The following is a 15,586-nucleotide window of genomic DNA, read 5'->3' as shown; positions in this document are numbered from 1 at the left end:
CCATCACCATACGGTGAAACAACACCGGAAAAGGGTGGTTGTGTTTGGTATCGGTGAATTAGTACCAGTCATCTCAACACCTCACAGCGCTTACAACCCTGGCCTATCAACCCGGTCATCTCCCGGACACCTCAAACGAAACGTTATCTCGAAACAGGCTTCCCGCTTAGATGCTTTCAGCGGTTATCCCTCCCGTACGTAGCCAACCAGCAATGCTCCTGGCGAAACAACTGGCACACCAGAGGTACGTCCGTCCCGGTCCTCTCGTACTAGGGACAGCCTTCCTCACGTTTCAACGCGCGCGGCGGATAGAGACCGAACTGTCTCACGACGTTCTAAACCCAGCTCGCGTGCCGCTTTAATGGGCGAACAGCCCAACCCTTGGGACCTACTCCAGCCCCAGGATGCGACGAGCCGACATCGAGGTGCCAAACCATCCCGTCGATATGGACTCTTGGGGAAGATCAGCCTGTTATCCCCGGGGTACCTTTTATCCGTTGAGCGACACCGCTTCCACAAGCCGGTGCCGGATCACTAGTCCCTACTTTCGTACCTGCTCGACCTGTCAGTCTCACAGTCAAGCTCCCTTGTGCACTTACACTCACCACCTGATTACAGACCAGGCTGAGGAAACCTTTGGGCGCCTCCGTTACTCTTTAGGAGGCAACCGCCCCAGTTAAACTACCCACCAGGCACTGTCCCTGACCCGGATCACGGGCCGAAGTTAGATACCCACTACGATCAGAGTGGTATTTCACATTACGACTCCCACACAACTAGCGTCATGCGATCAACATCTCCCACCTATCCTACACAAACCGTAGCAAGCACCAATACCAAGCTATAGTAAAGGTCCCGGGGTCTTTTCGTCCTGCCGCGCGTAACGAGCATCTTTACTCGTACTGCAATTTCGCCGAGTCTGTGGTTGAGACAGCAGGGAAGTCGTTACGCCATTCGTGCAGGTCGGAACTTACCCGACAAGGAATTTCGCTACCTTAGGATGGTTATAGTTACCACCGCCGTTTACTGGGGCTTAAATTCTCCGCTTCGACCCAAACAGATCTAACAGGTCCTCTTAACCTTCCAGCACCGGGCAGGCGTCAGTCCGTATACATCGACTTATCGTCTTCGCACGGACCTGTGTTTTTAGTAAACAGTCGCTTCCCTCTATTCTCTGCGGCCACCACACGCAACCACCACGCAAGGCAGTGGCACCCGTAGCGGCCCCCCTTCTCCCGAAGTTACGGGGGCATTTTGCCGAGTTCCTTAACCACAGTTCTCTCGATCGCCTTAGTATCTTCTACCTGATCACCTGTGTCGGTTTGGGGTACGGGCCATGCATACACTCGCTAGAGGCTTTTCTCGACAGCACAGGCACACCGACTCCCCCACAACATGTGGGTCTGCATCACGCCTCACCCATATAATGTGGAACGGATTTCCCTATCCCACGGGCTGCACGCTTACACCAACACTTCCAACCGTTGGCTCGGCTACCACTCTGCGTCACCCCATCACTTGGCTACCAACAACTCAGGTCCTACGCGAACACACCACAACCACCAGCCTAAAAAGACTGACGTGAAGGATGCGACGGGCAGTTAGTATCATCGCGTCACCACTTTTCGCATACACACGGGTACGGGAATATCAACCCGTTATCCATCGACTACGCCTGTCGGCCTCGCCTTAGGTCCCGACTCACCCTGGGAAGATTAGCTTCACCCAGGAACCCTTGATCATCCGGCGGACGGGTTTTCCACCCGTCATTCGCTACTCATGCCTGCATTCTCACTCGTATACACTCCACCACACGGTCACCCGGCAGCTTCAACGCAGCATACGACGCTCCCCTACCCAACAACACCCTAAACAAGATGCTGCTGCCGCGGTTTCGGCGGTGTGCTTGAGCCCCACTACATTGTCGGCGCGGAACCACTCGACCAGTGAGCTATTACGCACTCTTTCAAGGATGGCTGCTTCTAAGCCAACCTCCTGGCTGTCTGGGCGATCCCACATCCTTTTCCACTTAGCACACCCTTAGGGGCCTTAACCGGCGATCTGGGCTGTTTCCCTCTCGACTACGAAGCTTATCCCCCGCAGTCTCACTACTACACGAACCGTTTCACCGGCATTCGGAGTTTAGCTGATGTCGCTAAGATGATAGTCCCGCTAAACCAACCAGTAGCTCTACCTCCGGCAAACACGCGTAGCGCTGCACCTAAATGCATTTCGGGGAGAACCAGCTATCACGAAGTTTGATTGGCCTTTCACCCCTACCCACAACTCATCCCCTCAGTTTTCAACCTAAGTGGGTTCGCGCCTCCACAGCGTCTTACCGCTGCTTCACACTGGCCATGGGTAGATCACTCCGCTTCGGGTCCAGGACATGCCACTACAACACACTCGTTAGTATTCGCTTTCGCTACGACTACCCCACAAACCGGGTTAACCTCGCGACATGCCGCTGACTCGCAGGCTCATTCTTCAAAAGGCACGCCATCACCCCAAAAGGGCTCTGACGGATTGTAGACACACGGTTTCAGGTACTCTTTCACTCCCCTCCCGGGGTACTTTTCACCATTCCCTCACGGTACTCAATCCGCTATCGGTCACACTGAGTATTCAGGCTTACCGGGTGGTCCCGGCAGATTCACAGCAGATTCCACGAGCCCGCTGCTACTCGGGGACAAATAACCATCCATCAGGCAACTGCTTTCATGTACGGGACTCTCACCCTCTACGGCAGGCGTTTCCACACCACTTCCACTAACAGCACCAACAACAGACCCGTCACCGGCAGATAACAGACGTTATAAACCCCACAACCCCGGATCATGCAACCCCTGCCGGGTATCACACACAATCACGGTTTAGCCAAAAATCCACGTTCGCTCGCCACTACTAGCGGAATCACTCTTGTTTTCTTCTCCTACGGGTACTGAGATGTTTCACTTCCCCGCGTTACCTCCACACAACCTATACACAAGTCTTCAGTTGCAGGTGACCACACATAACCATGGCCGGGTTTCCCCATTCGGACATCCTCGGATCAACGCTCGGTTGACAACTCCCCGAGGCTTAACGCAGCCTCCCACGTCCTTCATCGGCTCAGCATGCCAAGGCATCCACCGTGTGCCCTAAAAAACCAGAACACAAACAAACAAGAATCAACAATCACTACCAGCACCCACACCACACCACCAACAAACACAGCAGCGGTCTGGCTCAAAGGCACTGATAGACGCAAAAAATAAAGATGCTCTACGTCCACTATACAGTTCACACACAACACACACACTCACCCACACCACAACACCCACCAGCCACCAAGACCAGCATCCTGTTGCAGCAGACATAAGCATGCCAACAATGCCACGGGCATAACACCCGAGACACCCAACAGCGCACCAACATACCCGATCAACCACAACACTGTTTACCACCACCGCAAACACGAGGTTTGCAGCAGCACACCAGCATCATCAACCGCTTTCTTCAAGCCTCAACACAGTGACCATCACACCAACACCACAACCCAACATAACAGTTGCAGCGGTAGTCCACACCGATTCAAATAAACACAAAAAAATATAAGCTCCTTAGAAAGGAGGTGATCCAGCCGCACCTTCCGGTACGGCTACCTTGTTACGACTTCGTCCCAATCGCCGATCCCACCTTCGACAGCTCCCCCCGCAAAAACGGTTAGGCCACTGGCTTCGGGTGTTACCAACTTTCATGACGTGACGGGCGGTGTGTACAAGGCCCGGGAACGTATTCACCGCAGCGTTGCTGATCTGCGATTACTAGCGACTCCGACTTCATGGGGTCGAGTTGCAGACCCCAATCCGAACTGAGGCCGGCTTTCAAAGCGATTCGCTTACCCTCACAGGCTCGCAGCGCGCTGTACCGACCATTGTAGCATGTGTGAAGCCCTGGACATAAGGGGCATGATGATTTGACGTCATCCCCACCTTCCTCCGAGTTGACCCCGGCAGTCTCTCATGAGTCCCCACCATCACGTGCTGGCAACATAAGACAAGGGTTGCGCTCGTTGCGGGACTTAACCCAACATCTCACGACACGAGCTGACGACAACCATGCACCACCTGTACACGAACCACAAGGGAAACTACATCTCTGCAGCGATCTCGTGTATGTCAAGCCCAGGTAAGGTTCTTCGCGTTGCATCGAATTAATCCACATGCTCCGCCGCTTGTGCGGGCCCCCGTCAATTCCTTTGAGTTTTAGCCTTGCGGCCGTACTCCCCAGGCGGGGCGCTTAATGCGTTAGCTACGGCACAGAAGTCGTGGAAGACCCCCACACCTAGCGCCCACCGTTTACAGCATGGACTACCAGGGTATCTAATCCTGTTCGCTACCCATGCTTTCGCTCCTCAGCGTCAGTTACTGCCCAGAGACCTGCCTTCGCCATCGGTGTTCCTCCTGATATCTGCGCATTTCACCGCTACACCAGGAATTCCAGTCTCCCCTACAGCACTCAAGTTATGCCCGTATCGCCTGCACGCCCGGAGTTAAGCCCCGGAATTTCACAGACGACGCGACAAACCACCTACGAGCTCTTTACGCCCAGTAATTCCGGACAACGCTCGCACCCTACGTATTACCGCGGCTGCTGGCACGTAGTTAGCCGGTGCTTCTTATGCAGGTACCGTCACTTACGCTTCGTCCCTGCCGAAAGAGGTTTACAACCCGAAGGCCGTCATCCCTCACGCGGCGTCGCTGCATCAGGCTTGCGCCCATTGTGCAATATTCCCCACTGCTGCCTCCCGTAGGAGTCTGGGCCGTATCTCAGTCCCAATGTGGCCGTACACCCTCTCAGGCCGGCTACCCGTCGCCGCCTTGGTAGGCCATTACCCCACCAACAAGCTGATAGGCCGCAGGCTCATCCCACACCGAAAAAACTTTCCACTACCCACCTAGAAGGCAGTGAATATCCAGTATTAGACCCAGTTTCCCAGGCTTATCCCGGAGTGCGGGGCAGATCACCCACGTGTTACTCACCCGTTCGCCACTCGAGTACCCTGCAAGCAGGGCCTTTCCGTTCGACTTGCATGTGTTAAGCACGCCGCCAGCGTTCGTCCTGAGCCAGGATCAAACTCTCCATTAAAAACCAAAACAATCAGCACAACACTGAACCATCAAGGCACAAAGGCTGGAAAGCCTAAAACTAGCAAAAACAAACAACCAGCCACCACAACAACCCCAACCCGATCAACAAGCAGAGCTGCCATGGCAACAACAATTGTTGCAAAAAAATATATAAAAATAGATGAAAATCAACCATCACGCACCCACCCACACGCCACACACATACACCATGCATGCAACACAGGCAGAATTCTGCAGCAGGTTCCCGACGAGGAAGGCCACACCACATCAAACATGACAATCAACCATAACCATGTTTCAACCAAACAACACTTCCATGCCATTGGATAAAAACAATCATCCAGCTAATCATCATTGCTCCCACGTGAACACTAAGATCGTCCACCACGAACCAACAACAACACTCAGGGACTAGCAAATCCCCGGTCTACACCAGCATGATCATCACCAAAGCAAAAGAAAGCATCCATGATCACACCAACAACCAACAGCTGTCCGGCACAACACCGAACACCATGGCCACTGGCACTATAAAACATAGAAGTACATTGGCACACTATCGAGTTCTCACATATCATGCGTCCACCACGCAACCATCACACAAAACTGACAGCCGCATTGGCAACGTTGTTCCAACCTACACAATCCGCCACCAGAATGTCAACCCAGCATCACAATCCTGGAACAACACCCAGCAACATCAGGGAAAACCAACAGCGTTGAAACACAGTCTTCCCACACCCGCAACCACCAGAACCCTTCTTAAAAAACATCCCGTCCAAGACGAAACACTTCAAGAAACTCCAGCAGGCTGCGCCGTGCTTGCTTGGAAGAATTTACACACACCCCACACATAAACACAAAACACCAGGTCAGCCCCGCAAATAACAATGGGAACAACAGCGAAGACACCAACACGTGCCGCTACCAGCCCGCACACTGTGCTTGCACAGGGTCGTTTTACATCGACAAAGCCGGTGCGCAGCAGGGCTGCACACCGGCACAAGTGTGGTGGTTGTGGACGTGAGTTGTCACCGCTATTGCACCCGCAGTGCACACGATTGCGCGCTATGCAGCGCCATCCCCTACTCGCTTTACATCAGCACCAAGGGAAACTAACTGTTTAACAAAGTGTGGATAGCCACGGTCAATGTGGAACACATCGTGCACTTCGGTGACCCCGTCGGCTGCGAGTGCGGCCAGCACGAGACCGGCACCTGCCCGAATATCTGATGACCACACGCTGGTCGAGGACAATTCGGTAGTGCCGCGAATAGCAACATGATGACCGTCCACTGAAGCATCGGCACCGAGTCGTTGCATCTCATCGACAAACCGGAAGCGGGATTCAAACACGTTTTCTGTGATCATCGACAATCCATCACTGACCGCGGCAAGCCCGATAGCCATCGGCTGCAGATCAGTGGGAAAACCAGGAAACGGCAGCGTTTGATAATCCACTGCCTGTGGGCGGCCATTCATCACTACCCGGAAACCTTGCTCGTAGGTTTCCACCGATGCCCCGGCAAGCTTGAGTTTTTCCAACGGGAGATGCAGGTGTTTCGGGGAAATCCCTCCGACCGTCACATCGCCTTGTGTGATTGCTGCTGCATATGCCCAGGTTCCGGCGACTATGCGGTCACCGATCACCGCATGGGTAGTGGGATGCAGACTATCGACCCCTTCAATGGTGATGGTGTTCGATCCCGCACCGGTGATCTTTGCCCCCATCGCGGTGAGTAGCTGGCAAAGATCAACGATTTCTGGCTCGCGAGCGGCGTTGTCAAGAATAGTCACCCCGTCGGCGAGGACTGCTGCGGTGAGAATATTTTCCGTCGCGCCAACACTGGGAAAATCTAGATCAATTCGGCCGCCGGTTAATGCAGGTGCATGTGCCACAACACAACCATGTTCGATACGGGTGGTAGCCCCAAGTTTCTCCAACCCGGATTGGTGCATATCCAACGGTCGTGAACCGATCGCATCCCCACCAGGCAGTGCCACAACTGCCTGGCCACAGCGGGCAGTCAGCGGCCCCAGCACGCAAACACTTGCCCGGAATTGACGCACTGCGTCAAAGTCGGCTCGATATTCCAATGCGGCAGGCACATCGATAGTGACAGTGGTACCGTCAATTGCTACTTCCGCGCCAAGACCGCGCAGCACCTCTGCCATGAGCGGCACATCGAGGATCTCTGGGCAATTCGTCAATACGGTGCGGCCCTCTGCCAGCAACGCCGCTGCCATCAACTTCAGGACACTATTTTTTGCCCCGCTTACCCGCACAGAGCCTTGCAGCCTAGCGCCACCTGCTACTTGAAAACGTTGTTTACCGGTCACAGGTTTCCAGGGTACCGCAAAGCTTCCGCATACCCACCGCTCACTTTCACCGGATCGGAAACCAGCTGCGGCCGTCTTGCTGCTGTGGCAGCGAGCATGTCTGCGGTTGCCGCGAGGGGATGGTTTACCGCAACGCGCAAGGATTGTTCTACCGCGCTGCAACAGGAATTGTTGCCGCTTGCGCAATGGTTCTTCGCTAGGCTGGTGAGGTATGGCTGTGCATTTGACGAAAATCTATACCCGTACCGGCGACAAAGGTGAGACTGCCCTGTCGAATTTTGAACGGGTGGCAAAAACCGATTCACGACTGGCAGCGTATGCCGACTGTGAGGAAACCAACTGCCATATCGGGGTGGCGTTGACCTGCGATGGCATTCCCGATCAGGTGCGAGCAATATTGCAGCGGGTACAAAACGAGCTGTTTGATGCTGGGGCTGATCTCGCGACACCTGTGGAAGAAAATCCAAAGTGGGAACCGTTGCGGGTGGCGCAAAGCTATATCGATGCGCTTGAGGCCGATTGTGACGTGCTCAACGAGCAGCTCGGCAAGCTTGACTCGTTCATTTTGCCAGGTGGCACACCAGCGGCCGCCCATATCAATGTGGCTCGGGTTGTGTGTCGTCGCGCGGAGCGCGCTGCCTGGCAGGCGATTTCGGATCACCCAGAAACGACTTCGACGCTGCCGGCCGCCTATTTGAACCGGTTGTCCGATCTGCTGTTTATCATCGGCCGAGTGGTCAATGACGGCAACGATGTGTTGTGGGTGCCAGGATCAGGTCGCGGCTATAGCGACGCCAGCGAGTAAACCTGCTCAGGTGCCGATTCGCCGCCAACCCGCAGGTGCTTTGCACCGCTAGTAGATCGCAACCCCTGGTGGGTGCTGCCCGGATAACTCAACTCCGGAAAGCACCCCTCAGGGGTTGCAGTATTGGTTCAGTGTTGTCCCTGCTCTTGGATGCGGTCAGCAACATCCCCGCAGGCACCAGGATTGGTTGCTTTTTTAAGGGAGTGCACCGATGCGGCGGGCAGCGTTGACTGCCTCATAGCGGGTGTGTGCCCCAAGTTTGCGCATAACACTGCGCAGATACGACTTCACCGTTTCCGCGCCGATCCCCATTTCTTCGGCGGCTTCCACATTGGTGTGGCCAAGCGCCACACAGGCGAGCACGTCGAGTTCGCGGGCGGAAAGCTTCGTGGTTTGTTTTACTCGCACCGGGGTGACCATTTGATCACAAAGCTCTTCTAATTCTTGCCGCAGCGCCTCATCGGTGACCTTGTTGGCGAGCATCCGCAGTTTGGAATGGGTGGATCGGATTTGTTCCCATTCAGCGCCGTTCATCACCCGGCCGGATTTCGCCCCCGGGGCACGAGTCATGTCGCTGCGGCGCATTGCAGCATTGATAGCTAATTCCTGTTCAAGGGTACGGGCAGTCATCGTGACTTCTTCGATGACTTTGTCGCCGAGCCGTACCGCTGAATGCACACCCACATAGAGCACGCCGCGGATTTCCCGGTGAACGATGACTGGCACGCCCACGATCGAAAACAGCCCTTCATCTTGAATGGCGTTGTCGTATTCGTGACTGATCACGTTGGCGCGTGCATAGTCGGACACACCGACCGGGCGGCGGGTGGTGACTACCCGTCCACCGACACCACAGCCGGAATCGATAACCAGGTTCTGCAGCGCGGGGGTGCGCAGTCCAACCCAGGAGCTGATCTTCAACCGGTTGTCGTTAAGCACGGTGGCGAACATGGTCACCGGAATACCAGTCGCGGTCTTTAACGAGGACAATGCCTCGCGGATGGCATCGTCGTCATCCTTCATCCGTTGTGAGTCCACGTGCTTCTTCCTCTATAGCTCAGCCCACCCGACTAGGTACACCCGGCAGGCAATTGTTACTACGTTCGCTAGGCAGTATAACCGCTGAGATGGGGGTAATCTAGCGGTTGCGCTGTTTTTTATCCCACACGCTCATCGGGGCATTGCCCGCTTGGGTGCCCATTTTGCCCCCATCCACCTTCTAGCCCCGTGGGGGGATTCGGAATACCCCCTGCACGACGCCGGTTAGCACCTTGTTTCCTCACCGAGCACAGCTACCCGAGACCCAGATTTACACCATTGCAATTGCCAGGTTTTGTGACAAATTCCACGCAAGTTGCCCAACAGTGCGCATCCCCGTTGCCCCACTGCCGACTCCCCTATGCGACAGTTCACCCGGCGCAGCCCTTCCCCTGCAAGCATTAGTGGAAGCACCCGCCACAGCCCACCTCACCGGGTCGCTGCAACTCGGGCGGATGCCAGCTGTTCTCTTTCACCGCACCGTGCCGCTGCTGCAGACACCAGCTATGCCAGATGCGGCATCTCATGCGGCGGTAGTTTGCCAAGTGGGCTCAAGTATTGGGGGTATGAAGTTGGGGGTATGGCCAACATTGCACTGCACAAGCTGGCGGGTTCGTTGTAGGATCACCGGTGCAACTGGTCGTCGCCACTGTTGCTTCCACAGCAGCACAATAGCTGCATAACCACTGGTTTATATACCGTGGTGTGGCAGTGCGTGGCGGCGTGAAATAAGGGAATCCGGTGCAAAACCGGAACTGTCCCGCAACGGTAAGGGGTTGTCGCTGGCGTCACCAAACGCCGGGGAATACATCAGCCCACAAGTCCGATACCTGTCAGTTGTGTTGCTTGTGCAAGAGGTTTCCGAATCGTCCTGCGCGGAATACCCCAGCCATCGTTTGTGATGCGATCATGGGTGGATTCTGGGCGGAAGATTGGCTCTCGCACCAGCTTCTCTCACTGGTAGCAACCAGCGAGTTCCTGGCACCGGCTGAGGAATGCGCATTGCTACTGGGTGAGGCACCACGGGCGTGGATTCTCGGTGGGTCGGTGCAATCAATATTGTCAGCGTGCAGCCTTTCACGGTGTAATGCGTGAAGGCCAGTTGGTGATTGCGGCGGTAACCATCTTGTTGATTCATGGCTACCGCAGCACTCGGGCGGCACCCCGAGCACGCTGTTTGCCATGCGCCAGCAAGGGGGTTGGTTGGCGCAGCTGCTGCTGGTATTTCCTGTTGCTGATGGTGTGTTGCAGCGCTTCGCACAACGTTTCCGCGTCGATGGTGTTCACCACCCCGGTTCCCGGGTTTACCCTGGACTATCCAGGTAGCTGTGGTGAAACTGTCGGCGCTTTGCTCTGTCGCGGCAGCTTCGGTTGCAGGGTTTATTCCCTACCGCAAACCGGCTCCGCCGAACAACGCCATCGCCTTCATGCTGAACATCTCGTCTGCTGGCTGTTTTGCGATGCACTGCGGGTGCTGTTCGTGGTTCCTCCCCCACCTGGTTGAGAAATAGCTGGTGTGCAGCAAGAAGCAGTCATTCCCCCTGCTGGGGCGGATGCTGGTTTTCGGCAAGATCTCAGGGAGTGTTCGATCGGCACAATCGGGCATGTTTTCCAGAAATCTTGAGCATTCCTGTCGCTTCCTCCTTCGTGGGGGGCTGCGTGGGAGGCGGAAACACTTCACCGGCGCAACCATCACCGCTGCCATCCGCGTATTTTCGTGGAAGGCAGCTACCCCACCAGGGAGCACCGCTGTGATGCTTGCTGGACACACTCCATGTGGTGCGGGTTTTGCGGTTGCGCGAAAAAATGTCACTGCGTAAAGGTTTGCTTTGCACAGTGATGTTCGCCGCCGCGTACTGCCCGTAAGCCTTCTCTCCAACCGCGTACCACTTGGCTGGTGTGTCGCAGTGAGCGTATCTAGCTGTTTTTCCAGTGGCAGCAAGCATTGATGGCAAAGATCCTTTGGCAGCAATGCCCGGTTGCTGGTGGGTGGTGATGGTCGCCGGTGCTTGCCAGCTTCTCCAAACGTTCCACCGGGGAAACCGAACGCTCTTTCCCTGCATTGAGACTATGCCCCGCTTGACTATCTGGCCTAGCGGTTCGCAAGGACACTGCCTTAGCCGGTTCGACGATCTCCTTTTTTCAAAGGCTGTGAGCTATTGCGGCGGCGATGACAGAGGGCGCGAAGTATTGTTGCTACTCCTCTAGGTTGCGGCTTTTCCGGTTGCCGCCGCGGCTTCCCGCATGACTACAGTGGCGCCCTATTTTTGCGGCGATGACTGCTGCGATGCTGCCGCGTTCTTGTTTTAATGTTGTTCAGCCGAGGGGGGGCTGGTTGGCGGCGAGCCAGGCGGCAAGATCCGCCGGCTTGGTGATCGTAGTGCCGGTGAGCTGTTCGACCATTGGTGCCCACGGTTGACCCAGCCGGGCAGCCGCGAGCAGTTGTTGATCCCGCAGCATGGTGCGGGCAGGGCCGATTCGCACAGTGCCTTCATGCATAATCGCCACCCGATCAGCTATCTCCCAGGCGGTATCCACCTCATGGGTGGCGAGCAGGATTGCCCGCCCGGCGGCACGTTGCAGGGAGATTGTTGCAAGCAGCTGTCTTGCCCCGGCCGGGTCAAGTCCGGCAGTGGGCTCGTCGAGGAGGAGCACGGATGGTTGCATGGCCAACGCCCCAGCGAGGGCAACTCGTTTCCGCTGCCCGTAGGAGAGTTGATGAGGTACCCGGCGCGCCAGATCAGTGATTTCGCAGGCTTCCATTGCCCACGCCACTCGTTGTGCAATGGTGTCCGGGTCTAGTTCAAGATTGGTCGGACCGAATGCGACATCGGCGGCAACGGAAACCGCAAAGATTTGATCATCGGGTTCTTGGAGTACCAGCTGCACTGCTTGCCGGTGCTGGTCGCGGCCTTTGCGACTGTAGTCCAGCGGGGTGCCGTGCCGTTCCACGTGGCCGGTGGCGGGACGCCACGCCCCGGCGAGGAGTTTGAGCAGGGTTGATTTCCCGGAGCCGTTTGCCCCTAAAAGGGCAATGATTTCGCCGGGATAGACCGCCAGTGAACAGTCGTGCAGGATGGGATGGTGGGGTTCGTGGGCAAAGGAGATGCCTACTGCGCGGAGGCATGCCGCGGTGGGCGGCTGGGTTGCCGGTTCAGTATCACCCATGATGTCAACCACCAATCCTTTTATGTTGCGTCGTGAACTTCTTCGTGTGCCGTTGATGCTGCCGCCGGGATGAAGCCCGTTTAGGCGGCAATTTCCCTGCTCCTATCGCTGCGGTTCATGGTTCGTGTGCACCCCAGCCGACACCACCGCTGTCGGCGCAGCGTGGTAAGACGGGGGATTTTGTGACCGGATCCACCTGCTGGGGGTTGGTGTGCATCGGCTACCACCTGCTGCCGGGGTCAATCCAGTTGCCGGTAGTAAACCAGGAAACACCGACGATTATCAGCGCCGCAACGAGTAAAGCGACGATTCGACTCGGGCGGCTGGAGGCGGTAGCAACCTGGGTGCGACCGGTGGCAAGGGCTGTCGGATCGGCACGTAACTCGAGTCCTTCCTGGAGGCGACGCGCCCGAGCAAAGGCGACCACAAATAGGCTGGCGGCCTGCGCGGCGCTGCTGGCAATCCACCGGCGACGATTGCGGAATCCGAGCCGGGAGGATTGCGCAAACAGCATCGCTTGGGCGGTGGTGACCAACGATCCAATCATCGTGTAGGTGAGCATCGCCATATGCACCGCAAAGTCGGGAAGGTGCAGTTTGCGGGCGAACATCAGTTGTTCACTCATCGGGGTGGTCAGGGCAAACAGCATAGTTGCACTCATCGCCACTGTGGAGCGGGCAAGCACTGTTGCGGCAGTAACTAGACCCCCTTCGATGAGCAGCAGCCCACTGTGATCGAAGGTGACCACTAGCGGGATCAGCCCGGGGATGAGGAAACTGGCGGGGGCGATAATCATCGCCCCATAAAGCCGCCACGGCACCCGGGCGTGGAAGGCGGTAAGAAGCACAACACCCGCAAGCAGCGGCAGCGTTGGCAGCGGCGGCAGCAGCAACACCCCACTGAATACCAAAAGCAGGGCGACGAGTTTCTCCCCGACGGGGGCATGCGCAAACCGGTTGCGCGCCGCCGCCAATTCCAGGGATCGCATCCGTCTACCTCATCGCTTCTCATTGTTTGTCAAACAGCCTGCGCCGCACCTGGAGCAGCCCCAGCCGGCGGCACAGCCCTCCCAGGGGTGGAACGCTGTGCTCCCGCCACCCAGGTAAGAGCAGCGTCACAGGCAAACACCTATGAAGGCTGTTTCACCGCATGCCACCAGCTTGGGCTACTGATTCCTACCGTAGCCGGCCACCTAGAAACCAGGCAGACCTTCACTCAACCTGTGAGCGTTCACCGCCGCAGTGGGGACTACCGCTAAGCCCGCCTAGTTGCGGCGTTTGACTGTACGGCTGCGGCCACGATACACACCCAGCACATAACCTAACACCCCGGCACCTAACGCTGCCTGCAAAGCAAACAGTCCGGATTCCACCTCTGGGGCGAGTTCTGGGGTGATCGGTTCAAACCACGGCTCATAGCCGGGGGCGACCTCTTCTACGACCTGTTCGGCCGTGGAATCTGTTCCGGCGAATTGTTCTTCCGAATTAGGGTCAGCCAAATTGTAAAACAGTGGCAACCCTGCCAACGCTAACGCCACCAGAATCAGGGCTATCGTCGAACCGATCGAATGCCGTTCACCAGAGTCGACGGTTTTCGGATCAGGAGCAGCTGGCTGCGCCTGCTGGTTTGGCACAGCGGGTTGATTGGTGGGGAACACAGCATTATTCGCAGACATAGATTTATCCTTCAGGCATGGATGACAGCATCACTGTAAGGGCAGATTTCAGCGGCAACGAACCCGCCGACAGGGCACCTAAGGTGGGTGGAGGGTGGGCAACAACGCCAACGCGTGGACTACGCCACCCCCCTGTTTCCAAGGGGAACAGGTACAGACGTGTCGAACCACTCCACGCCGCTAGCGGCACACCACCCCAGCGCAGCACCGGGTTGCACAGCCCCTACATGCGGTGGGTTTTTAAGAATTGACGACTACTGGGGCGGATTCGGTTTCGTCCGTGGTGGGGCGCCGGACAAAGCCGAGCATCCGCAGTTCAGGGGCGGCGACTTGGCGCAGCATCCGGAAAATCAGCACTGTCACAATCGACTCGATGACCGCCAGCGGCAGTTGGGTGGGGCCAAACATGGCCAGGAAGGTGACCGCGGAACGCACAAAACCCACCGCATGATGTGCGGCCGCTAACTGCAATGCGGTGGTGACATAGGTGAGCAGATCAGAGAAGAATGCCGCCGCGAAAATAGCGACATCAAAGGATGCCCCCAGTTTGCGGGCAAGCAGCCAAGCCCCATAGCCAGCCCACGGACCGACGATCGCCATGGAGAAAATATTTGCCCCTAAGGTGGTCAACCCGCCGTGCTGTAAGAGCAGCGCCTGAAACAGCAGCACTATACCGCCCATAAACGCCATCACCGGCGGTTTGAACAGCACCGCCCCCAAACCGGTACCAGTCGGATGGCTACAAGAACCTGTCACCGACGGGATTTTGATGGCCGACAGCACGAAACTAAAGGCGCCTGCGGCAGCCAACAACAGGGAAGTTTCTGGCTGTTTGCTGATTTGTTTCTTCACCGCCACAGCGCCGTGCACCACAAACGGGGCAGCCGCAACACCCCACGCAACACAGTGGCTGGCGGGTAGGAATGCTTCCGCAATATGCATAATGATCCTTGGGAAAACTCGGAATATGAATGGATTCTGCGTCACTGCCAAGATCCACCAGAAAGCAGGGAACTGGTAGATATCACAGTGGTGTTCAGGGCAGCGCGGTATCTCCCCTCCCCCGGCATGCCGGTGCAGAGGCTGGCTCTCCTCTGCGGCAACACGCCATGGTGGTGGCACGACACCAGGGGAAGGGATACAGCAGTAGCCCTATTCGCCCGTACAACAACCGTGCAATAAATTGTTACCGATCTCTCTCCAAGGATCGCCGCCGCCGGCCGCAACATCAATACCACGAGCAGTTCACCCCGCAGCCTATCCTGCGCAGGCGGTACAGCTCAGTGATTCCTGTAGCATCCGGCAGCACCATCGCTAATCCGGCACCAGGCAAACCCAAGCTTCGCAGCAACCGCCGCCGAGCCGATCATTTGGGCCTGCTTACGGTTGTCTGCGCTTGTGTGGTGCTCGCCTGACCCGATCCCCCGC

At 56.7% G+C, this 15,586-nt stretch carries 9 protein-coding genes, 2 rRNA genes and 1 riboswitch; of the genes, 2 read left to right on the top strand and 9 right to left on the bottom strand.

The genetic code is table 11. The features are described 5' to 3' along the window. Positions 1 to 39 precede the first annotated feature (39 nt). Positions 40 to 3,156, bottom strand: a 23S ribosomal RNA gene (locus CCHOA_RS02005). A gap of 450 nt (positions 3,157 to 3,606) precedes the next feature. Next, a 16S ribosomal RNA gene (locus CCHOA_RS02000) occupies positions 3,607 to 5,130 on the bottom strand. Together the 16S and 23S rRNA genes form the textbook arrangement of a ribosomal RNA operon. Positions 5,131 to 5,569: 439 nt before the next feature. On the opposite strand from CCHOA_RS02000, the gene CCHOA_RS01995 reads away from it, so the two are divergent. Continuing rightward, complete coding sequence (locus CCHOA_RS01995) at positions 5,570 to 5,989, top strand: hypothetical protein (RefSeq protein WP_123926201.1); 420 nt, start codon at positions 5,570 to 5,572, stop codon at positions 5,987 to 5,989. 211 nt (positions 5,990 to 6,200) lie between these two features. On the opposite strand, the gene murA is transcribed toward CCHOA_RS01995, so the two are convergent. Then, on the bottom strand, positions 6,201 to 7,472 hold the full coding sequence (gene murA, locus CCHOA_RS01990; protein WP_123926199.1) for a UDP-N-acetylglucosamine 1-carboxyvinyltransferase: 1,272 nt from the start codon (positions 7,470 to 7,472) through the stop codon (positions 6,201 to 6,203). Positions 7,473 to 7,683: 211 nt separating this feature from the next. Here murA and CCHOA_RS01985 point away from each other — a divergent pair, with 211 nt between their 5' ends. Then, positions 7,684 to 8,277: a cob(I)yrinic acid a,c-diamide adenosyltransferase gene (locus tag CCHOA_RS01985; protein WP_123926197.1), complete on the top strand. Its 594-nt coding sequence runs from the start codon at positions 7,684 to 7,686 to the stop codon at positions 8,275 to 8,277. A 195-nt stretch (positions 8,278 to 8,472) separates the two neighbouring features. On the opposite strand, the gene ramA is transcribed toward CCHOA_RS01985, so the two are convergent. The 6 genes from ramA to CCHOA_RS01960 form a co-directional block, all read right to left on the bottom strand. Beyond that, entirely contained in the window at positions 8,473 to 9,315 is an 843-nt protein-coding gene (gene ramA / locus CCHOA_RS01980) for an acetate metabolism transcriptional regulator RamA (RefSeq protein ID WP_123926195.1), read from the bottom strand. A 688-nt stretch (positions 9,316 to 10,003) separates the two neighbouring features. After that, positions 10,004 to 10,167: riboswitch (cobalamin riboswitch) on the top strand. 288 nt (positions 10,168 to 10,455) lie between these two features. Further along, positions 10,456 to 10,605 carry a hypothetical protein gene (locus CCHOA_RS10605; protein ID WP_164472348.1) on the bottom strand — a complete coding sequence of 50 codons (150 nt, stop codon included), beginning with the start codon at positions 10,603 to 10,605 and terminating at the stop codon, positions 10,456 to 10,458. Positions 10,606 to 11,631: 1,026 nt separating this feature from the next. Further along, positions 11,632 to 12,483, bottom strand: coding sequence for an energy-coupling factor ABC transporter ATP-binding protein (locus CCHOA_RS01975; RefSeq protein ID WP_123926193.1), 852 nt, complete (start codon positions 12,481 to 12,483; stop codon positions 11,632 to 11,634). A 220-nt stretch (positions 12,484 to 12,703) separates the two neighbouring features. Continuing rightward, the gene (gene cbiQ / locus CCHOA_RS01970) at positions 12,704 to 13,471 is read right to left on the bottom strand and encodes a cobalt ECF transporter T component CbiQ (protein WP_123926191.1); all 768 of its coding nucleotides are present in this window, start codon (positions 13,469 to 13,471) and stop codon (positions 12,704 to 12,706) included. A 276-nt stretch (positions 13,472 to 13,747) separates the two neighbouring features. Then, a complete protein-coding gene (locus CCHOA_RS01965) occupies positions 13,748 to 14,158 on the bottom strand; it encodes an energy-coupling factor ABC transporter substrate-binding protein (protein WP_123926189.1) in 411 nt (136 codons plus the stop codon). A 240-nt stretch (positions 14,159 to 14,398) separates the two neighbouring features. Then, on the bottom strand, positions 14,399 to 15,100 hold the full coding sequence (locus CCHOA_RS01960; RefSeq protein WP_123926187.1) for an energy-coupling factor ABC transporter permease: 702 nt from the start codon (positions 15,098 to 15,100) through the stop codon (positions 14,399 to 14,401). Positions 15,101 to 15,586: the final 486 nt, after the last annotated feature.

This window comes from Corynebacterium choanae (assembly GCF_003813965.1).
Classification (GTDB): Bacteria; Actinomycetota; Actinomycetes; order Mycobacteriales; family Mycobacteriaceae; genus Corynebacterium; species Corynebacterium choanae.
This window is presented reverse-complemented; position numbering and strand designations above follow the sequence as displayed.

What these genes read in the sequence shown, in the direction of transcription:
- CCHOA_RS01985 (WP_123926197.1), top strand. Translation starts at nt 7,684, where the DNA reads ATGGCTGTGCATTTGACGAAAATCTATACCCGTACCGGCGACAAAGGT.
- CCHOA_RS01995 (WP_123926201.1), top strand. Translation starts at nt 5,570, where the DNA reads ATGATCATCACCAAAGCAAAAGAAAGCATCCATGATCACACCAACAAC.
- CCHOA_RS01975 (WP_123926193.1), bottom strand. Translation starts at nt 12,483, where the DNA reads ATGGGTGATACTGAACCGGCAACCCAGCCGCCCACCGCGGCATGCCTC.
- cbiQ (WP_123926191.1), bottom strand. Translation starts at nt 13,471, where the DNA reads ATGCGATCCCTGGAATTGGCGGCGGCGCGCAACCGGTTTGCGCATGCC.
- CCHOA_RS01960 (WP_123926187.1), bottom strand. Translation starts at nt 15,100, where the DNA reads ATGCATATTGCGGAAGCATTCCTACCCGCCAGCCACTGTGTTGCGTGG.
- CCHOA_RS01965 (WP_123926189.1), bottom strand. Translation starts at nt 14,158, where the DNA reads ATGTCTGCGAATAATGCTGTGTTCCCCACCAATCAACCCGCTGTGCCA.